Source organism: Pseudomonas sp. Ps21-P2 (genome assembly GCF_039672565.1).
Taxonomy (GTDB): Bacteria; Pseudomonadota; Gammaproteobacteria; order Pseudomonadales; family Pseudomonadaceae; genus Aquipseudomonas.
Genome location: NZ_JBDFPL010000016.1, coordinates 18,048 through 37,696, shown reverse-complemented (window position 1 = coordinate 37,696; position 19,649 = coordinate 18,048). Strand labels below are relative to the sequence as shown.

Sequence of the window (19,649 nt, the reverse complement as noted above, 5' to 3'; positions counted from 1 at the left end):
TTTTTCATCCCGCGCTGCATGTCGGAATCTGCCGATGTGCTTGAAAGAAAAACGTCGCTGCGCTCTTTATCGGGCATACAAGGTAGGATGGCCGCCTGTTTTACTCAGTCTTTAAGGAGTCACCCATGAGCGCTGTCAATCGCGCAACGGTGGAAGCCGTCCTTCGCCAGTACATCGATCCGTACTTGAATCAGGACCCGGTCAGTGCCGGGTGTGTCCGCGCCATCGAGATCGACGGGAGTCGCGTGAGCGTCCAGCTGGAGTTGGGATACGCGGCCGCGCTGTTCAAGAACGGCTGGGCGCAGATGCTGCAGATGGCGATTGAGGGGCTGGATGGCGTCGCATCGGCGAGTGTCCAGATCACGTCGGTGATTCACCCTCACAAAGCCCTCGGCCAGATCCCCGGCCTGGCCAACGTAAAAAACATCGTGGCGGTTGCGTCGGGCAAAGGCGGCGTCGGTAAATCCACGACCGCGGCCAACCTGGCGTTGGCGCTGTCCCGGGAAGGTGCGCGTGTGGGCATTCTTGATGCCGATATTTACGGCCCGAGCCAGGGCGTCATGTTTGGCATTGCCGAAGGCACCCGTCCGAAGATCAAGGATCAGAAGTGGTTCGTGCCCATTGAGGCCCACGGCATTGAAGTGATGTCCATGGCGTTTCTGACCGATGACAACACACCGATGGTCTGGAGAGGGCCGATGGTTTCGGGAGCGCTGCTGCAGCTGGTGACCCAGACCGCCTGGAATGACCTGGATTATCTGGTCATCGACATGCCGCCTGGCACCGGCGATATCCAGCTGACCCTCGCGCAGAAGGTGCCGGTCGCTGGCGCCGTCATCGTCACGACCCCGCAGGACCTTGCATTGCTGGACGCCAAGAAAGGCGTGGAGATGTTCCGCAAGGTCAACATTCCGGTGCTGGGTGTCGTTGAAAACATGGCCGTTCACATCTGTTCAAACTGCGGCCATGCCGAGCATCTGTTCGGCGAAGGCGGAGGGGAGAAGCTGGCGACCCAGTATGGCGTCGAGCTGCTGGCCTCGCTGCCACTGTCCATGTTGATTCGAGAGCAGGCCGATGGCGGCAAGCCCACGGCGATTGCCGAGCCTGAGAGTCAGATCGCAATGGTGTATCAGGAGCTGGCGCGTCATGTGGGCGCGCGGATCGTGCTGCAGGAAGCTGCCATGGCGGAGATGCCGAGCATTTCTGTCAGCGACGATTGAGGCCTAAGCCAGAAGGCGAGATACCCGATGTGCCGGATGCTCGGCATGTCGCGGTGATGGGGTTTCAGGTGGAGGTTGCAGGCGGGATGTGCAGAAGTGTTTTTTTGACAGGCATAAAAAAACCCCGCTTTTGAGGGCGGGGTTTTTTAAGCGAATCAGTACAAGTTAGATAACTTGAACTTCTTCAGCTTGCATGCCTTTCTGACCGCGGGTAGCGATGAAAGAGACCTGTTGGCCTTCTTTCAGGCTTTTGAAGCCGTCGGATTGGATAGCTTTGAAGTGAACGAACAGGTCGTCACCGGATTGTGGAGTGATGAAGCCGAAGCCTTTTTCATCGTTGAACCACTTAACGGTACCAGTTTGGCGATTAGACATGGTGTATCTCCTTGGACAAAGTTAACTGCGACTCAGGAAATGCCCTGGCCGAGACTGAGTGCAAAGAGCAGGAAAAATTCTTGGAGATGGTTGGATCGAAATTCAACATCGTGTAGATATTCTCAGTGACACAAGCAACACAGTGGAGCCACCTTACCCCACTTTTTCAGATGTGCAAAGGGGCTGTCTGCGATTTTTTCTTGAGGTGGCTCAACGCCCTTAATGCACACGGCGCGCAATCTTTGAACCCGGAGCGTTCGACCGGTAAGATGCCGGACATCTTTTTCACCTCGCTATTCAGGACACCGCCATGAGCATCAAATCGGACAAGTGGATTCGCCGCATGGCGCAGGAACACGGCATGATCGAGCCGTTTGTGGAGCGTCAGGTGCGCGGCGAAGGCGCTGATCGAGTGATCTCTTTCGGTGTCTCCAGCTACGGCTACGACGTGCGTTGCGCCGACGAATTCAAGGTGTTCACCAACATCAATTCGGCGACGGTGGACCCGAAAAATTTCGATGAAAAAAGTTTTGTCGATATTAAAAGCGATGTCTGCATTATCCCGCCGAACTCGTTTGCACTGGCGCGCACCGTCGAATATTTCCGCATTCCGCGTAACGTGCTGACCATCTGTCTGGGCAAAAGCACTTACGCGCGCTGCGGCATCATCGTCAACGTGACCCCCCTTGAGCCTGAATGGGAAGGCCACGTGACGCTGGAGTTCTCCAACACCACCACGCTGCCGGCGAAGATTTACGCCAATGAAGGCGTCGCACAGATGCTTTTCCTGGAATCCGACGAAGAGTGTGAAGTCTCTTACAAAGACCGTGGCGGCAAGTACCAGGGCCAGCGCGGTGTGACGCTGCCGCGTACCTGATAGCGCCATTTGTCAGCCAGTCACTGAATTTGTCTCGGAATTCGCACTCTATTGACTGAACTGTTCCCATCCGCACCATGCGAATGGGGCCAACGCTCAGGAGTGCCCTATGAAGAGACACATCAACACCAGCAGCAAGGAACCCGACCCGAGTGCCAATCAGGTTGGTTTGCTGGCTTGGTCGCTGTTAGCGCATCCACACCTCAATAATATGGTCGCCGGGGGCATTCCCGGGCAGCCAGACCCGGACAGTCCAAACGAGTACCCCCAGCCTGACGAAGGCGGCGTGCCGACAATCCCGGACGAGCCGCCACCCGCGCCGGTCGCCTGATTCATGTCCCGTCGGTGCCGCGGCATCGGCGGGCATAATCTGTCCCCGGTTTGGTCGTCAGCTAATGACCAGCGGTGCCTCGGCGCACGTCGACCCGCGATCTCAAACTGCCCGCTTTTCTCAAACCGCCTCCCACACCGCCCCATCCCCCACGACATAGATTTTGCTGTTCTCAGCCCGATCAATATTCATTCCCCCCGTGAACGCGCCGAATGCTGGCAGCAGGCTCACCCGTGGCAGCACGTAGAAGCACGGCAGCCGCAATCGCTGGCGTCCACGTCCATATAGCCTGTACGCCGGGTGAACATGGCCCGCCAGTACGTGAAAGTCAGGGTGTGGGGCAGGTTCATGCTGCAGGGCATACGGCCCCAGAAACATCGGCTCCTCGACGACGTCCATGCGCAACGCCGGTGGCGGGTCCCCTGCTCGCTTGTCATGGTTCCCCCGAATGAGGGTGATTGCCAGATCGTGGTGTTTGTCACGCCAAGCCTGAATGGCCGACAGTGTGCGCGCCGCATGGGATTCCGGAGCATGAAGAAAATCCCCCAGAAAGATCAACCGATCGCAGTCGTAGCTCGCCAGCAGTGCATCCAGGCGCTGAAGGTTATCGTCGGTGGTGCCATGGGGCACTGGCTGGCCCAGCCTTCGGTAGGCAGCGGCCTTGCCAAAGTGGGCGTCGGCGATCAATAGCGCGCGCTCCGCCGGGTAATAAATGGCTTTGTCCGCCAGTAACCACAACTCCGCACCTGCCAGTTGAATCGAAAGATACGGCCTCACGTCATAACCTCAGGTCCGGCGGCTTTTTCCAGATCGCTGACCATGCGTGCGATGCGGTCGGAGAGTTTTTCGGTGCTGAGGCTTTCGCGCATGCGTTCGACCAGCAGCGGAAAGGCCATCGGGGTGGGGCGTTTGATCACGTGCAAATCCAGGGTCCGGTTATTGATGCGGCTGAGGGTTTGTTCGAGACGGGCCACGTCCAGCTCCTGTCGCAGTACTTCCTCCTGCGCTTGGGTCAGCAGCAGGTTGCTGGCGTCGTACTGTTTGAACACTTCGAAAAACAAGCCGCTGGAGGCCTGCAGTTGTCGGTTGCTTTTGGGGGCGCCGGGGTAGCCGGAGAACACCAGACCGGCGATGCGGGCAATCTCGCGAAAGCGGCGCAAGGCCAGTTCACCGGCGTTCAGGCTGGCAATGATATCGGCGAGAAGCTCGTCTTCGGAAAACAGCTGAGTCGTCAGACGCTCGTTCCAGTCGATCGGGGTGGCGCTGAGCAGCTCGAAGCCATAGTCATTCACGGCGATGGAAAAAGTCAGTGGCGTGTCCCGGCTCAGCCGCCACGCCAGCAAGCTTGCCAGTCCCAGGTGAACATGCCGTCCGGCGAAGGGATACAGAAACAAATGCCAGCCTTCCCGGGACTTCAGGACTTCCGCGAGCAGCGTGTCCTTGCGCGGCAACGCTGACCATTGCCGCTGCACCTCGAGCAACGGGCTGACGATGTGCATCTCGGGACCGCTGAAATCACCCCGGGCAGCCGCATCGAATTTCTCGACAACGGCATCGGCTAATTCGTTTGAGAGCGGCATCCGTCCGCCATTCCAGCGTGGGACGGCGGCTTTTTTGCTCGTCGCCTTTTTCACGTACGCGGTCATGTTCTCAACGCGCACCAGTTCCAGCAGGCGACCGCTGAACAAAAAGCCGTCTCCGGGTTTCAATCGGGCGATGAAGCCTTCTTCGACGCTCCCTAGGGATCCGCCTCCGCCGCCCTTGCTCCAATACTTCACATTGATGCTGGCGTCGCTGACGATGGTGCCCACGCTCATGCGGTGGCGGCGGGCAAGGCGCGCATCGGGGACGCGCCAGATGCCGTCTTCGTCCGGCTCGACGCGTCGATAATCAGGGTAGGCCGTCAGCGACAAGCCGCCGTAGCGCACGAACGCCAGCGCCCATTCCCATTCTTCGTCGGTCAGGTCGCGGTACGCCCAGGCAGTGCGAACTTCGGCCAATAATGCGTCGGGGGTAAAGCCGCCACCGAGGGCCATGCTTACTAAATGTTGTACGAGGACATCCAGCGGTTTGTGGGGTGATTCGCGGGGTTCGATCAGGCGGGCGTCGACGGCGGCGCGGGCAGCGGCGGCCTCCACCAGCTCCAGGCTATGAGTCGGCACCAGTGTGACCCGTGACGGGCGGCCTGGCGCGTGGCCCGAGCGTCCCGCACGCTGCATCAGCCGCGCGACACCCTTGGCCGAGCCGATCTGCAGCACTCGCTCGACTGGCAGAAAGTCCACGCCCAAATCGAGGCTGGAGGTGCAGACCACGGCTTTCAGGTGGCCTTCTTTCAACGCCCGTTCAACCCAGTCACGGACCTCGCGGGACAGCGAGCCGTGGTGCAGCGCGATCAGCCCGGCCCAGTCAGGACGGGCTTCCAGCAGCGCCTGATACCAGACTTCCGACTGCGCCCGGGTATTGGTGAACAGCAGGCAACTGGAACTGCTGTCCACTTCGGCCAGCACCTGGGGCAGCATGCGCAAGCCCATGTGCCCGGCCCAGGGGAAGCGCTCGATGGAGGGCGGCAAGAGCGTGTCGACGATCAGTTCCTTGACCACTTTGCCGTGAACGGTGGTGCCGTGGTCGCCCACCAGCACCTGTTGCGCATGATCTTGATTGCCGAGGGTTGCGGAAAGGCCCCAGATGACCAGCTCGGGATTCCACTGGCGCAGCCTGGCCAGCGCCAGTTGCAACTGGATGCCGCGCTTGTTGCCGATCAGCTCGTGCCATTCATCGACAACGACCATCTTCAGCGTCGACATCGTCGCCTGGGCATCGGCGCGGGTCAGCAGCAGTGTCAGGCTCTCCGGCGTAGTGATCAGCGCGGAGGGCAGGCGCCGACCCTGTTTGGCGCGTTCGCTGCTGCTGGTGTCGCCCGTGCGCAGGCCGACGCTCCAGGGAATCTGCAAATCCTGCAGCGGACCTTCCAGCGCCCGTGCGGTGTCGGCAGCGAGGGCGCGCATGGGCGTAATCCACAGCACGCTCAGGGGAGCGGCAACGGGCTTGCGCTTGCGCGGCTTCTGCTCGGTCGGTTCGGGCGCAGGTCTGGCGAACTGGTTGAGTGCGGCAAACCACACAGAGTAGGTCTTGCCCGCGCCGGTGCTGGCGTGCAGCAGCCCCGACTCGCCGCGAGCAACGGCGGCCCAGACTTCCTTCTGGAAGGGGAAGGGTTTCCAGCCGCGCTCGGCAAACCAGCGCTTGGCGAAATTGACGGCTTTTGGCATGCGCAGGCTCTGGGAGGGGTTAAGTCAGAGACCGTCGGGAGGGTGCAATAGTTTGATGGAATATCCGTTTGGATCGATTGTTGTCGAGCAGAGATGTACCGGCTGTATCGGGCATTGTGGGAGCGAGCTTGCTCGCGAATTCGGCGGGTCAGCAACAGGTAGGCTGACTGACAGAATGCCTTCGCGAGCAAGGTGGAACGCCACCCCGGTCGCTCCCACAAGTGATGCGTATCCCGCACTGAGGCGGGGTGTCAGGCCGGCAGCAGGCGGTTACTTCAAATTCCCACTCAAAAACTGCTGCAAACGCTCGCTCTTCGGGCTGCCCAGCACATCGTCCGGGTGGCCCATTTCTTCGATCTGGCCCTGGTGCAGGAACACCACCTGATTGGCGACCTTGCGGGCGAAGCCCATTTCGTGGGTCACCAGAATCATGGTCCGGCCTTCTTCTGCCAGGCCCTGAATCACCTTCAACACTTCGCCGACCAATTCAGGGTCGAGCGCTGAAGTGGGTTCGTCGAACAGCATGATTTCCGGTTCCATCGCCAGGGCGCGGGCGATGGCCACGCGCTGCTGCTGGCCGCCGGACAGAAACGCCGGGTATTGATCGGCGACGCGCGCGGGCAGCCCGACCTTGTCCAGGTATTTATGCGCGCGGGCCTCGGCCTCGGCTTTCGACACGCCCAGCACCCGGCGCGGGGCCATGGTGATGTTTTCCAGCACCGTCATGTGGCTCCACAGGTTGAAATGCTGGAACACCATCGCCAGCCGCGTGCGAATCCGCTGCAGCTCGGCTGGATCGGCAACGCGCATACCGCCGGCGTCGCTGACCATGCGCACGGCCTGGCCGTCCAGGCTCATGGCGCCGTCATTGGGTTGTTCGAGAAAATTGATGCAGCGCAGGAAGGTGCTCTTGCCCGAGCCGCTGGCGCCGATCAGGCAAATCACGTCGCCAACGCTTGCCTTGAGCGACACCCCTTTGAGCACCTCGTGGTCACCGTAGCTTTTGTGCAGGCCATCGATGGTGAGTTTGTACATGAAGGGCAGTCCTCAAGGAGAAAGTAAGTAGCCGCTGCGGTAGGCTTCGGTGCCGGCGACATGGGCGATGACCATGCCGGCGGTCGTCATGCGTCGCAATGAGCGGGCGTACATAAGGCCAGCGTTGGCCGTGTGGATCGGGGTCACCGTGTCGCTGATCGGGTCGATGACCTCAGCGATCAGTTGCCCCGCCTCGACGTATTCGCCGGGCAGTGTGCAGAACACCAGCAGACCGCCGACCGGCGTGGCAACAGGTTCGACGCCCGCCAGCGGAGTCGCCGGGTAAATCAGTTCAGGGGGCGCAACCGGCTCGCCGGCAATGGCGCCCTGGTGCATCAGGTAGCTGATGATCGCCTGGCAATCGCGGCTGGCGAGAGCGTGATTGACATCCCCCTGGCCGCGCAACTCCAGGGTCACGGAAAAACTGCCCAGCGGGATCGGGAAGCGCTTGGCAAACCGCTGCTGCAGTTGCCACCAGACCAGCGTGAAGCATTCGTCGAATGACTGCCCGCCAGAGTCGGTCGCCAGCAGGCTCGCCTGGGCGCCGAGATAGCGCGACAGCGCCTCGACCTGCGGCCAGGCCTCGGGCGTGGTGTACAGGTGCTCGACGGATTCGAAATCACAATGCAGGTCCAGCACCACATCGGCGTCACAGGCCAGCCGCTGCAACGTCAGGCGCTGGGACTCCAGCTGGGTGCTGCCGACGCAGTTATTCAGTGCGGCCAGCAGGGTTTTGCGAATCAGCGTGACGTTGCCCTTGGGGTCATCGGTCAGCAGCGCTTCGACTTCATCCCCCACTTGCTGGCCGAGGTCGACGAAGCGGCGATTGAAATTCTGCCCGCTCTCAAGCTCGTAACGGCCCAGCGGCATGTCCATCAGGACCTGTTCCAGGCCGACCGGGTTGGCCACCGGAACGACCACCACTTCGCCGAGCAACTGGCCCGCGTTTTCAAGCTCGGCCAGTCGCTGCTTCAAGTACCAGGACACCAGCATGCCCGGCAGTTCGTCGGCGTGCAGGGACGACTGGATATAAACCTTGCAGGCGCCGTTTTCCGGGCCGTAGTGAAAGCTGTGGATCTGCCGCGCGGTGCCGGGCACCGGGGCCAGCAGATCATGGGTCTGGTGTCGCATGCAGGGTTCCTAGTGAGTCGGGCCGAGGAAGGCCAGCCAGCGGCGTTCAGCCAGTCTGAACAGGCCCACCAGAATGAACGTGACCGTGAGGTATATCAGCGCCGCGATGCCAAACGACTGGAACGTCAGGAAGGTGGCCGAGTTGGCGTCGCGCGCGACCTTGAGGATGTCCGGCACGGTGGCGGTGAAAGCCACGGTGGTCGAGTGCAGCATCAGGATCACTTCGTTGCTGTAATAAGGCAGCGAACGGCGCAGCGCCGACGGCATGATCACGTAGGCGTACAAGCGCCAGCCGGTCAGGCCGTAAGCCTTGGCCGCCTCGACTTCACCGTGGTTCATGCTGCGAATGGCACCAGCGAAGATTTCGGTGGTGTAGGCGCAGGTGTTCAGCGCGAAGGCGAGGATGGTGCAGTTCATGGCGTCCCGGAAGAACGCGCCCAGCATCGGCTGCTCCCGTACGGCGGCGATGCTGTAGATGCCGGTGTAGCAAATCAGCAACTGGATATACAGCGGCGTTCCGCGGAACAGGTAGGTGTAGAACTGCACCGGCCAGCGCACCAGCGGATTGCGCGACACGCGGGCGATGGACAGCGGAATCGAAACGATAAAGCCGATGGCGATGGAGGCACTGAGCAGCCACATCGTCATGGCCAGGCCGGTGATGTTCTGGCCGTCCGTATAAAGGAAGGCGCGCCAGTATTCCTGCAGCAACTCGATCATCGTTGAGCCTCCCGGCTGCCAGCGGCATAACGCCGTTCGGCCCAGCGCAGGGCGAAGTTGGACACGCTGGTGATGACCAGATAAATCAGCGCGGCGAGTACCAGGAAGTAAAACAGCTGATACGTGCTTTTACCCGCGTCCTGGGCGGCCTTGACCAGGTCGGCCAGACCGATGATCGACACCAGCGCCGTGGCCTTGAGCACCACTTGCCAGTTGTTGCCGATGCCGGGCAGGGCGAAGCGCATCATCTGCGGAAACACCACCATGCGAAACCGTTGCGAACGGCTGAGCCCGTAGGCCGTGGCGGCTTCGACCTGACCGCGCGGTACGGCAAGGATCGCGCCGCGGAAGGTCTCGGTGAAATACGCGCCATAGATGAAGCCCAGCGTGATGACGCCGGCAGAGAAAGGGTCGATCTCGATGTAATCCCATTCCATCGCTTCAGTAAGCGTGGTCAGCCAGGTTTGCAGGCTGTAGAAGATCAGCAGCATCAGCACCAGGTCCGGTATACCCCGGATCAGCGTGGTGTAGATCTGGGCCGGAACCCGCAGCACGGCGGCTTTTGACAGTTTGGCACTGGCGCCCAGCAGGCCGAGCACAATGGCCAGCAGCAGCGACATTACCGATAATTTGACGGTCATCCAGGTGCCTTGCAGCAACAGCGGGCCGAAGCCTTTCAGGCTGAATGCTGACAGTCCCAGGTTTTGCAGGAGAGTTTCGAACATGTGCAACCTATACAGTCAATAAAAACGCCCGTTAACTTCAGCAGCGGATTCTGGCTGAAATCAACGGGCGTCTGTTTGCTTATTTACCGCTGTACAGATTCAGATCGCCGAAGTGCTTCTTCTGGATCTCGGCGTACTTGCCGTCATCGTGTAACGCTTTGATACCTTTGTCCAAAAGCGCTTTCAGGTCCTTGTTACCTTTCGAGATGCCGACGGCCGTTTTGGCTGGCAGCAGGGGATCGTCGATTGGCTTGCTGACTTCATAGTCTGCGCCTTGTGGCGACTTCAGGAAGCCCAGCTCGGCTTGCAGCATGTCTTGAACCGAGGCATCCAGACGACCCGAAACGAGGTCGGCATACACCTGATCCTGGTTGGCATAGGCCTGGGTTTTCACGCCCGCCTTGTCCAGAACGGCCTTGGCGTAGGCTTCCTGGATGGTGCCTTGCTCGTAACCCACGGTTTTGCCTTTGAGCGACGCAGTGTCAGCGCTCAGGCCGGAGCCTTTTTTGTAGACCAGCGAGGTAGGGCCGGAGAACAGTTCGCTGGAGAAGTCGATGACTTTCTCGCGGGCCGGGGTCACGGTCATGGAGGAGATCACGCCGTCGAACTTGTTGGCTTTCAGGCCCGGGATCATGCCGTCGAAATCGCTTTCGACCCACTTGCACTTGACCTTCAGTTCAGCACAGATCGCGTTGCCCAGATCGATATCGAAGCCCACCAGGCTGCCATCGGCGGCTTTGGATTCGAATGGCGCGTAGGAAGGATCGACGCCGAAACGCAGCTCCTTGTATTCCTTGGCCATTGCGTTACCGGCGGCCAGACAGATGGCGAGTGCGGAAAGGGTCAGCCATGCTTTTTTCATCGTTCAGTCCTTAAAACCAAATTGAGCGTTGGGAACACGCGAAGGCTTGCTACCGGCAAAAGCCAGACCGCAAATAGACAGCAATTTCCGAACCAAACAAACGAACGCGCGTTTTAAATGTACGGAGTTGTCGCAATGATGACTTAGAGCCATCTTTTGTCTTTTTTTGAGGCCCCGCAGGCACCGGCAGAGTAGCCGCATCCCGTTGAGAGTGGGCGAAAAAGTTGCAGCCTCAAAGGTCTGCAGCGGTGCTTTTAACAGCTGAGGGGAGATTCGAAACGCCTTGTGGGGCGTGCCGTTGAAAGACTGGGGCTTGTAGTGCGCCCCATTTCAGCGCATTCGACACGGGCGCGAGCCAGCCTCGCGCACCGCTACGGTGCTCAGGCCAGCAGGTCCTGAAGCGTCGCCAAGCTGTCGGCTTCGGCAACGGGTTTGTCGAGGCGCCACCGCAGCATCCTCGGGAACCTGACGGCGATGCCGCTCTTGTGCCGTTTTGATAGCGCAATGCCCTCGAATCCCAACTCGAACACCAGGGTCGGGGTAACACTTCGGACCGGGCCGAACTTGTCGACGGTGGTCTTGCGGATGATCGCATCGACTTTGCGCATCTCTTCGTCGGTCAGGCCTGAATACGCTTTGGCGAAGGGCACCAATGTCCGTTCGCTGGATTCCGGCGGGCCGTCCCAGACCGCGAACGTGTAGTCGCTATACAGACTGGCGCGGCGGCCGTGCCCACGCTGGGCGTAGATCAAAACCGCATCGACGCTGAACGGGTCCATTTTCCACTTCCACCACACGCCCATGTCCTTGGTGCGCCCGACGCCGTACAGCGAGTCCCGCGCCTTGAGCATCATGCCTTCCACGCCGAGACTGCGGGAGGCCTCGCGTTGCCGGCCGAGGTCGAGCCAGTCGGTGCCGGTCAGGACGGGAGACGGCATCAGCACCGGGCTCTGGGCGTTGGCGATGACCTTTTCCAGCTGCGTGCGCCGCTCATGTTGCGGGCGGCTGCGCCAATCGTGGCCTTCCCATTCCAGCAGGTCGTAAGCCAGCACGACGACCGGCACGTCTTCCAGAATCTTCTTGCCGAGGGTTTTGCGGCCGATCCGCTGTTGCAGCAGGGCGAAGGGCTGCACCGACGGCGTCGCTTCGCCGGGCGTGCCTGGGGCAGGGGTGTCCAGAGCGAATTCGCCTTCCTCGGCCTTCTCCGGAGCCGCGGCTTTCCAGACCACGATCTCGCCGTCGATCACCGTGCCGTCGGGCAGGCATTGGGTCAGACTGTGCAGTTCGGGGAAGCGATCCGTGACCAGTTCTTCGCCTCGCGACCAGATCCACAGGCGACCTTCGCGCTTGACCACCTGGGCGCGGATGCCGTCCCACTTCCATTCCACCTGCCAGTTTTCGGCGGCGCCCAGCAGGTTCTCGAACTGATCGACCGGTTGCTGCAGCGTGTGGGCGAGGAAGAAGGGGTAGGGCTGGCCACCCCGCTGCGCGTGTTCGTCGGCCGACTCTTCGGCGATAAGCTTTAGATAGCCCTCGGCGCTGGGGCGGTGGGAAAGATCGGTGTAACCCACCAGCCGCTGGGCAACGCGCTTGCTGTCGATATCGGCCAGCGCGGCGAGGGCGCGGGTCACCAGCAGCTTCGAAACACCGACGCGGAAACTGCCGGTGATCAGCTTCAGGCAGACCATCAGGCTTTGCGGGTCCAGTTGCGACCAGAACGTCGGCAGGCGCTCGAGCAATTCTTCCGGAGGCAGGCCTCGTAGAGGCAGCAGATGGTTTTCCATCCAGCTGGCCAGGCCTTCCTCTGAGCTGTGCTCGGCTTTAGGGAGCAACAGCGACAGGGTTTCCGCCAGATCGCCTACCGCCTGGTAACTCTCCTCGAACAGCCATTCCGGCAGTCCGGACAGCAACAGCGCCTGCTCACGCAACATACGCGTCGGCACCAGTTGCCGTGGGCGTCCGCCGGACAGGAAGTACACCGCCCACGCGGCGTCTTCGGGGGCGGCCTTGCTGAAATAGGCTTTCATGGCCGCCAGTTTGGCGTTGCTGGAGGTGGTGGCGTCCAGGTCGGAATACAGCTCGGCGAAGGCCTTCATGACGAGGCCTCGCCTGTCGATGCAGGTTCGGGTGCGGGTTCGGTCTTGGCCGCTGCGTCGTCCTCTTCGTCGCCGTATTCGGTGGAGAAGCCTTGGGCGTCGAGGCCCAGTTCCCGCAGGTAGCGCACCAGCACGGCCACCGAGCCGTGGGTGACCATCACTCGCTCAGCGCCGGTGTTTTCGATGGCCCAGAGCAAGCCGGGCCAGTCGGCATGGTCCGAAAGGGCGAAGCCGCGATCGACGCCGCGCCGACGTCGGGTGCCGCGCAGCATCATCCAGCCGCTGGCGAAGGCGTCGCTGAATTCGCCAAAGCGGCGCATCCAGGTGCTGCCGCCGGCGGATGGCGGTGCGACGATCAGGGCGCTGCGCAACGCGGGGTCGGTTTTTTTGAAGTCACCGGCGTAGTGGGTTTCCGGGATGCGCACGCCGGCTTCGCGGTAGACGCGGTTCAGCGGTTCGACGGCGCCGTGGACGAGGATCGGGCCGATGCTGGGGTCGATGCCGTGGAGGATGCGTTGGGCTTTGCCGAATGAGTAGGCGAAGAGGACGCTGGCTTTGCCGGCGGCGGCGTTGGCGCGCCACCATTCGTTGATGCCGGCGAAGATTTCCGATTGGGGCTGCCAGCGGTAGATCGGCAGGCCGAAGGTGGATTCGGTGATGAAGGTGTGGCAGCGCACGGGTTCGAAGGGTTCGCAGGTGCCGTCGGGTTCGACTTTGTAGTCGCCTGAGGCGACCCAGATTTCGCCCTGGTATTCGAGGCGGACCTGGGCGGAGCCGAGGACGTGGCCGGCCGGGTGAAAGCTGAGTTTGACGCCGTGGTGGGTGATGCTTTCGCCGTAGGCGAGGGTCTGAAGGTTGATGTCCTGGCCGAGTCGGGAGCGCAGTATGCCTTCGCCGGGTGCGGCGGCGAGGTAGTGTTCATTGCCGGTGCGGGCGTGGTCGCCGTGGGCGTGGGTGATGACGGAGCGTTCGACCGGGCGCCACGGATCGATGTAGAAATCACCGGGCGGGCAGTAGAGGCCTTCGGGGCGGGCAATGACGAGATCCATGGTTTGACCGGGTTTGGGGACTTGTCAGGTAGAGCGGTGGCGGGGCGCAGAAGTTCGGGGTTTTGAAGCAAGATCAAGATCAAGATCAGGATCAAGAGCGTCGGCCTAACGGCTCGACTGTTTCGCCTTCGGCGAGTTACTTGGAAAAGCACCCCAAGTAACCAAGGGTGCCTGCTCCTGGTTGGGCCCTTCGTTCCTCAGGGTTCCTTCACTCCGGTCTTGCTCCGTGGGCCCGCGCCGAACGGACATCCATGTCCTGACGGCGCTCTCGCCGCATCCATGCGGCTCGGCCCACTGCGCAAGACCTGCGTTCAGCCTGCACCAAAGTCGCGATTGGTGTCGTCTGGGCTATTTGTGTTTGGAGATCAAAAGCAGATCGAAAGCTTCCCGGCTGAAGCCGGTCCTACGGCGCCGCAGGTCCTGCTGACCACACGCGCTGCTTTTCGTATGACCGGCTTTAGACGGGAAGAGGCCATTTCAGGCACCATCAATCTTGGATGCACGCATCGCTTTTAGTGGGACCGGCGTTAGCCGGGAAGGGGCCATTTCAGGCGCCACTTCTTTGATCATTCCCACGCTCCGCGTGGGAATGCATCCCGAGACGCTCCGCGTCATCCCGGATGGCTCGGCCATTTACTTCCCGGGCGTCAGCGTCAAGCGCTGTTTGCCGTAGGCTTTTTCGAAGTTTTCCGGTTGCATCGGCACGGACATGTACAGGCCTTTCATCCAGGGGTCGATGCCGTTGGCGTTGTATGGGCTCGCGGGGTTGCCGGATTGGCCCGCGGCGTTTTGCGCCATCATCGGTTCTTGTTGGGCGAAGTCGACGATGATGCGCATGGCCGGGACAACAGCGGCGTTGAAGTCCTGGCCCCAGTGGAAGCCCGAGGCGTTGAGCGTGGTGTGGTCGCCGCCGGTGGCGATCGGGCCTTTGGTCACGCTTGCCTTGCTGCCGCCCAGCGCAGCGCTGAGTTGGGCGCTTTGGGCGGTCCAGGTGGTCTGGTGCAACTTGCCCCACTGCCAGGCCTTGTGATCGGCGCCCAGCTGGCTTTCGCCAACGGTGATGGCGGCGGCCAGGCTGCGGGCGAGGATGGCGGGTTTGTCTTCTTTTTGCGGCGTTTTGACGTCGTCCCAATACGGACTGTCTTCGCGGCCCAGCAGGTGATCGGCCTGGGGCGAGTAGGACAGGTCCGCGCTTTGCACCAGCGCTTTCCAGGCAGGGCTAGTTTCCGGGCCGAGTTCGTCGAGGAAGGTCTGGCGAGCGCTTTCTTGCAGGAACAGTTCGTAAATCGCCGCATCTGCCGAACCCGGCGACAGTCTGCCGTCGAACGCCATCAGGCGGTTCAACGCTTCGCGGGCTTTGTCGCGCTCTGGCGCGGGCAGGGCGTCGATGGCCTGTTTCAGCGGCGCTGACATGCCGGGCTCGGAGAACATTTTCTTCAGTTTGGCGGCGAAGGTCGTGGTCTGGTCGTATTGCATAGCGACGGTGCTGCGGGTGTCCTGCTTGCCGGCATTGGCCAGTTCGGCGATGCGTTCGGCGCGCTCCGGGTAGTCCCAGGAATTGGACAGCTGCATGCCATAGCCTTTTGGCACGGTGCGCTGGTTGGCAGTGGCGATCCAGCCTTGCTGCGAATCCTGATCGTACGGGTGCAGCATCGCGTCGGCGTAGCCGTCCCAGTCGAACCGGCCATCCCAGCCCGGCGAAGGAATCAGGCCGAGTCCGTCGCGGCGGTTCGGGTATTTGCCGGTCACTTGCCAGCCGGTGTTCGAGGCATCGGCGAACACCATGTTCAGGGTGATGGCACGAATTTCCCGAGTGGTGTCGAAGGCTCGCTGCACGTTTTGCGCGCGGGTCAGATCGAAGAGGGCGTCGAGGGTTTTGTCGTCCTTGGCGTCGGGCATCTGCAGGGCAACGCCCAGGCCGCTGGCCAGTTGCGCAGAACTCGCGTTGAGCAGCGGGCCATGACGGGTTTCGTAGGCAGGCTCGCGCACCGGGCTCTGGCCTTTGACGAAGTAGGTTTCCTCATGGGCGCCCGCCGCGACCCATTTGCCGTCGGCCATGACCATCAGGCGGTTGTTCTCGCGCTTGAGCTTTTCCAGGAACAGGTCCTGATTGTCGCCCATCGCCGGGCCCATGCCCCAGGCCAGTTTGCCGTTGAAGCCGGACAAGACCAGCGGCAAGCCCGCAACGGTCGCGCCTGCAGCCTGGTATTTCGGCGAGCGGATCTGCACGAAATTCCACATCGACGGCAGGGTCGGCGCCAACTGGCTGTCGGTGGCCAGCAGGCTCTTGCCGGCGCGGGCGCGCTGGGGCGAGATCACCCAGTTGTTCGACGCCGAAACGCCCAGCAGGTTGAGGTCCGAAAGCTGCAGCGCCGCTTTGTCCAGATCGCTCAGGCCCGGCAGTTGGCTGCCCAGGTTCAGGCCTTTGAGCTTGTCGGCTTCAGCGAAGGGCAACGCTTCGTCGGGGTAGGTCGGCAGCAGCCAGGCCAGCTTGTCCGCGCCGACTTTCTGCGCCAGCACCAGCGAGGAAATCTCCTCCTGCAGGTTCACCGACAGGCTGAAGTTGAGCAGGCTGAAGATCAGCGCCGAGTCTTCGGGCTTCCAGTATTCAGGCTTGTAGCCCGAGTCGGCGAGGTCAGCCGGCAGTTTGTCGCGGTAGCGGAACAGGTAGGCGTTGACGCCGCGCGCGTACACCTCGAAGAAGCGTTTCAGGCGCGGCGACGAAGCGGCATACAACTGGCCGGCGGTCTGCTTGAGGTTGGCGGCGCGCATCATGCGGTCGAGATCGAGGGCGCCCGGTCCTGCGATTTCCGACAGTCGGCCCTGAGCGAGCAGGCGCATTTGCATCATTTGCGTAATGCGATCGCTGGCGTGGACATATCCGAGGGTAAACAGCGCGTCATGGAACGTACTGCTTTCTATCAGCGGCATGCCCAGATTGTTGCGGCGAATGGAAACGTTCTGCGCAAGCCCTTTAATGGCAAACACCCCGCTGGCAGGCGGCAGGCTGTCGCGGTCTTCACCGCCCAGCTGGCAACCGGCCAGGCTCAAAAGTCCAATCATGGCAGCGGCCGCGCTCATGCGCGTCTTCAAAGTTGAAAGGGCTGGCGAGGCCATGATGGAGCTCCTGCGGGGGTGGACGTAGAAAAGGCGCTACGTTAGAGAGCAGGCGCGCGTCACGCAAGCCGGGGGAGGGAGTTTATTTTCGGGTTTCAGAGGGGATATCAGCGCGTCCCCTTGAACCCTTTCGACCCTGGGATTACGGCTTCGGGGGATTGATCTTGTCCACCAGTGCGTAGGCCCGCTTCACCGCATCGCGATTGGCCACTGCGTCAAACCAGCGCTTGAGGTGCGGGAAGTCATCCAGGTTCTGCTCCTGAAACGTGTGCGGCACGATCCACGGGTAGATCGCCATGTCTGCGATGCCGTAGTCCTCGCCCGCAACGAAGGTGCGATCGGACAGACGCTCGTTCAACACGCCATACAAGCGCGCGGTTTCGTCGACGTAGCGCTTGATCGCGTAGGGAATCTTCTCTTTGGCGAACCGGTTGAAATGGTGATTCTGGCCGGCCATCGGGCCCAGGCCGCCCATTTGCCAGAACAGCCATTGCAGGGTTTCCTGCCGGCCGCGCAGGTCTGTCGCAATGAACCGGCCGGTCTTCTCGGCCAGGTACAGCAGGATCGCGCCGGACTCGAACAGGCTCAGCGGTTCGCCGCCGTCAGCAGGCTGGTGGTCGACGATGGCTGGAATTTTGTTGTTGGGGGATATCTTCAGAAAATCGGATTCGAACTGCTCGTTCGCGCCGATATTGACCGGGAAAATAGTGTACGGCAGACCCGCTTCTTCGAGGAAAATCGAAACTTTGTGGCCGTTGGGGGTGGTCCAGTAGTGCAGATCGATCATTGCGCGCTCCAGGTGAAGTCATCACGACTGCCATTAAGGCTGCACCTGTTTTACGCCTTCAAACGTCCACCGCACAAATGAAAACGGCCTGAAGATCAGGCCGTGGAAGGAGCCGGGTGCGTTACGCGCCGTGGCACTTCTTGAATTTTTTCTCGCTGCCGCACGGGCAAGGGTCGTTGCGGCCGACATCCTTGAGCGTGTTGCGGACCGGCTCTTGAGGTGCGTGGCCGCAATGCGGGCCGTGCACGTGGCCATGGTCATGATGGTGATCGTGATGGTCGTGATCGTGGTCACAATCGGGACCGTGCACGTGGGCTTGCTGGTTCATGGGGTTACTCCGGAATCAAATCGCCGGGGATTATGTCGCCATTGCGCCCGATGCGCACGCTGTGTCCGAATAAAAATCCGGTCTTGAGCTTGCCTTCCAATCGGTAATGCACTGGCTGATTGGCTTTGCCGAGCACCTTGGAGATGTCCTTGAGGTGTTCCCACAGATTGGTGCGGATCGGCACGGAGAAGTTTTTGTGGCTGTTGGCTTTGACGATGAACCAGTCGCTGTAGACGCCTTCGCTGAGCAACATGTCGTTGAGCAGGATCTTGTAGCGCAGGCCGCGGACCAGCAGGCTGGAGTCGTTGGGGTTGTCGACCCGAAAGCGCAGATTGAAGTCCTGACGCAGCAACTTGGCCTTGACCACCTCGACCTTGAGCAGCTTGACGTCGGGGTCTTCGAAGCCCCCGGTTATCCAGGTTGAGCAGCCCGACAGCGCCAGGAGCGCGAAGAGGCCTGCGATTCTGAGGACGTGTGCTGCAAACATCATGGGTCGCTCCCTTTGTGTCCGGTCTGATAGGCCCGGTCTGACCGCCACTGCACGTGACTCGCCGTTCTCCACAGCCTGCGCCATACTCGCGCCATGTGTCGAAGGAGTATTGACCATGAAGCTCTACGAAATCGTGTTTTCCGGCCAACTGGTGCCCGGCGCGCAGCCGGATCTGGTCAAGGCCAACCTGGCGAAGCTGTTTCAGGCGGACGCTCAGCGCATCGCGTTATTGTTCTCCGGCCGTCGGCTGGTCCTGAAAAACAACCTCGATGAGACGGCCGCCGAAAAGTACCGCTCGACCCTCGAACGTGCCGGAGCCATGGCCCAGGTCGTGCCCATGGCGCATGTCGTGGAGGCCCCTGTTGCAGAAGCGCCGGCCCAGGTTGAAGTAGAAGAGGTCGAACTGGCTCCGCCGCCCGACGAGCCGAGCTGGACGCGCAAGCCCTCAAGCCTGACGGCGCCGCCCAACGACGCCACGCCGACGCGCAAAGCCAGTGTCAAGCCGCGTGATGTTTACATGGCTGCGTTTGTGGACGTCGAGGCGCCTGACTACACGCTCTCCGAGCCGGGCGAGGACGTGCAGGATCCGAGAATGCCGACGCGTGCGCCGCAGTTGGACCTGTCCGGCTTGAGCCTGGCTCCGGCGGGCGCTGATCTGGGCCAGGACAAGCCGGTTGAGCACGTGCTGGTGCCGGACGTTTCCCACATCCGCCTGGCCTGAGGACTGCCTGTCATAGACGTTACTGGCGTTGCCGCTGACAGGTCAGGCGAGATAAGCCGAACAGCACTTCTTGAATTTTTGCCGGCTGCCGCAGGGGCAGGCGTCGTTACGACCGGCTTTGAGCGAGACCGTCGGGTCGATGAAATACCAGCGTCCCTCATGCTGCACGAACGCCGAGCGCTCGCGATGACAATGCTCGCCGTCGGCATCGTGCCAGCGGGCGCTAAAGTTCACGAATGCGTGCTCAGGTTGGCCGCCGATCAACTCGGCGCCTTCCACTTCCAGGCCCAGCCAGGTGCTCTGGGCGCTCCACTGGCTGATGGCATCTCGGTTCAGCCCGGGCTGCTGCGCCGGCAATGTGGTGTCCAACAGATAGTCCACCAATCCCAGCACATAAGCGCTGTAGCGCGAACGCATTAGCGCTTCGGCGCAAGGGGCAGGCTGACCGGCGTGATAGCGACCGCAGCAACCGTCGAGAAGATTGCCGCTGCCGCAGGGACATATTGCGCTGCTCATGAT

Annotated in this window: 19 protein-coding genes; 4 read left to right on the top strand and 15 right to left on the bottom strand. The window is 61.5% G+C overall.

What is annotated here, in order from left to right:
* Nucleotides 1–125: 125 nt before the first annotated feature.
* Nucleotides 126–1,220: an iron-sulfur cluster carrier protein ApbC gene (gene apbC / locus ABEH28_RS26470; protein ID WP_346631511.1), complete on the top strand. Its 1,095-nt coding sequence runs from the start codon at nucleotides 126–128 to the stop codon at nucleotides 1,218–1,220.
* A gap of 165 nt (nucleotides 1,221–1,385) precedes the next feature.
* Here apbC and ABEH28_RS26465 read toward each other — a convergent pair whose 3' ends face one another.
* The gene (locus ABEH28_RS26465) at nucleotides 1,386–1,595 is read right to left on the bottom strand and encodes a cold-shock protein (protein ID WP_002554837.1); all 210 of its coding nucleotides are present in this window, start codon (nucleotides 1,593–1,595) and stop codon (nucleotides 1,386–1,388) included.
* Nucleotides 1,596–1,905: 310 nt separating this feature from the next.
* Between ABEH28_RS26465 and dcd the strand changes: the two genes are divergently transcribed.
* Together dcd and ABEH28_RS26455 are read left to right on the top strand one after the other, a co-directional pair.
* Nucleotides 1,906–2,472, top strand: coding sequence for a dCTP deaminase (gene dcd / locus ABEH28_RS26460; RefSeq protein WP_002554836.1), 567 nt, complete (start codon nucleotides 1,906–1,908; stop codon nucleotides 2,470–2,472).
* Nucleotides 2,473–2,581: 109 nt separating this feature from the next.
* On the top strand, nucleotides 2,582–2,803 hold the full coding sequence (locus ABEH28_RS26455) for a hypothetical protein (protein WP_074889014.1): 222 nt from the start codon (nucleotides 2,582–2,584) through the stop codon (nucleotides 2,801–2,803).
* A gap of 120 nt (nucleotides 2,804–2,923) precedes the next feature.
* On the opposite strand, the gene pdeM is transcribed toward ABEH28_RS26455, so the two are convergent.
* The 13 genes from pdeM to ABEH28_RS26390 form a co-directional block, all read right to left on the bottom strand.
* Nucleotides 2,924–3,580, bottom strand: a complete 657-nt coding sequence (pdeM, locus tag ABEH28_RS26450; RefSeq protein ID WP_346627499.1) for a ligase-associated DNA damage response endonuclease PdeM — start codon at nucleotides 3,578–3,580, stop codon at nucleotides 2,924–2,926.
* The gene (locus tag ABEH28_RS26445) at nucleotides 3,577–6,069 is read right to left on the bottom strand and encodes a ligase-associated DNA damage response DEXH box helicase (protein WP_346631510.1); all 2,493 of its coding nucleotides are present in this window, start codon (nucleotides 6,067–6,069) and stop codon (nucleotides 3,577–3,579) included. The genes pdeM and ABEH28_RS26445 overlap by 4 nt, the downstream gene beginning before the upstream one ends.
* A 270-nt stretch (nucleotides 6,070–6,339) precedes the next feature.
* Nucleotides 6,340–7,104, bottom strand: a complete 765-nt coding sequence (locus tag ABEH28_RS26440) for an ATP-binding cassette domain-containing protein (protein WP_346631509.1) — start codon at nucleotides 7,102–7,104, stop codon at nucleotides 6,340–6,342.
* Between the two features lie 12 nt (nucleotides 7,105–7,116).
* Nucleotides 7,117–8,235, bottom strand: coding sequence for a succinylglutamate desuccinylase/aspartoacylase family protein (locus ABEH28_RS26435; RefSeq protein ID WP_346631508.1), 1,119 nt, complete (start codon nucleotides 8,233–8,235; stop codon nucleotides 7,117–7,119).
* A gap of 9 nt (nucleotides 8,236–8,244) precedes the next feature.
* Entirely contained in the window at nucleotides 8,245–8,955 is a 711-nt protein-coding gene (locus ABEH28_RS26430) for an ABC transporter permease (RefSeq protein ID WP_108122169.1), read from the bottom strand.
* On the bottom strand, nucleotides 8,952–9,680 hold the full coding sequence (locus ABEH28_RS26425) for an ABC transporter permease (protein WP_172609418.1): 729 nt from the start codon (nucleotides 9,678–9,680) through the stop codon (nucleotides 8,952–8,954). Before ABEH28_RS26425 ends, ABEH28_RS26430 begins: the two co-directional genes overlap by 4 nt.
* A 79-nt stretch (nucleotides 9,681–9,759) precedes the next feature.
* Entirely contained in the window at nucleotides 9,760–10,542 is a 783-nt protein-coding gene (locus ABEH28_RS26420; RefSeq protein ID WP_346627501.1) for a transporter substrate-binding domain-containing protein, read from the bottom strand.
* Nucleotides 10,543–10,922: 380 nt separating this feature from the next.
* Nucleotides 10,923–12,638: an ATP-dependent DNA ligase gene (locus ABEH28_RS26415; protein WP_346631507.1), complete on the bottom strand. Its 1,716-nt coding sequence runs from the start codon at nucleotides 12,636–12,638 to the stop codon at nucleotides 10,923–10,925.
* On the bottom strand, nucleotides 12,635–13,687 hold the full coding sequence (locus tag ABEH28_RS26410) for a ligase-associated DNA damage response exonuclease (protein ID WP_192171573.1): 1,053 nt from the start codon (nucleotides 13,685–13,687) through the stop codon (nucleotides 12,635–12,637). Before ABEH28_RS26410 ends, ABEH28_RS26415 begins: the two co-directional genes overlap by 4 nt.
* A 633-nt stretch (nucleotides 13,688–14,320) precedes the next feature.
* Nucleotides 14,321–16,804 carry a penicillin acylase family protein gene (locus tag ABEH28_RS26405; protein WP_346631506.1) on the bottom strand — a complete coding sequence of 828 codons (2,484 nt, stop codon included), beginning with the start codon at nucleotides 16,802–16,804 and terminating at the stop codon, nucleotides 14,321–14,323.
* A gap of 142 nt (nucleotides 16,805–16,946) precedes the next feature.
* A complete protein-coding gene (locus ABEH28_RS26400) occupies nucleotides 16,947–17,591 on the bottom strand; it encodes a glutathione binding-like protein (protein ID WP_346631505.1) in 645 nt (214 codons plus the stop codon).
* A 121-nt stretch (nucleotides 17,592–17,712) separates the two neighbouring features.
* Nucleotides 17,713–17,919, bottom strand: coding sequence for an SEC-C metal-binding domain-containing protein (locus ABEH28_RS26395; RefSeq protein ID WP_065992586.1), 207 nt, complete (start codon nucleotides 17,917–17,919; stop codon nucleotides 17,713–17,715).
* A 4-nt stretch (nucleotides 17,920–17,923) separates the two neighbouring features.
* Nucleotides 17,924–18,409 carry an LEA type 2 family protein gene (locus ABEH28_RS26390; RefSeq protein WP_346631504.1) on the bottom strand — a complete coding sequence of 162 codons (486 nt, stop codon included), beginning with the start codon at nucleotides 18,407–18,409 and terminating at the stop codon, nucleotides 17,924–17,926.
* A 115-nt stretch (nucleotides 18,410–18,524) separates the two neighbouring features.
* On the opposite strand from ABEH28_RS26390, the gene ABEH28_RS26385 reads away from it, so the two are divergent.
* Nucleotides 18,525–19,130 (top strand): hypothetical protein, encoded by a 606-nt coding sequence (locus ABEH28_RS26385; protein ID WP_346631503.1) that lies wholly within the window; start codon nucleotides 18,525–18,527, stop codon nucleotides 19,128–19,130.
* A 42-nt stretch (nucleotides 19,131–19,172) separates the two neighbouring features.
* Here the strand turns inward: ABEH28_RS26385 and ABEH28_RS26380 are convergent, their stop codons facing one another.
* The gene (locus ABEH28_RS26380; RefSeq protein ID WP_346631502.1) at nucleotides 19,173–19,646 is read right to left on the bottom strand and encodes a YchJ family protein; all 474 of its coding nucleotides are present in this window, start codon (nucleotides 19,644–19,646) and stop codon (nucleotides 19,173–19,175) included.
* Between the last annotated feature and the right edge of the window lie 3 nt (nucleotides 19,647–19,649).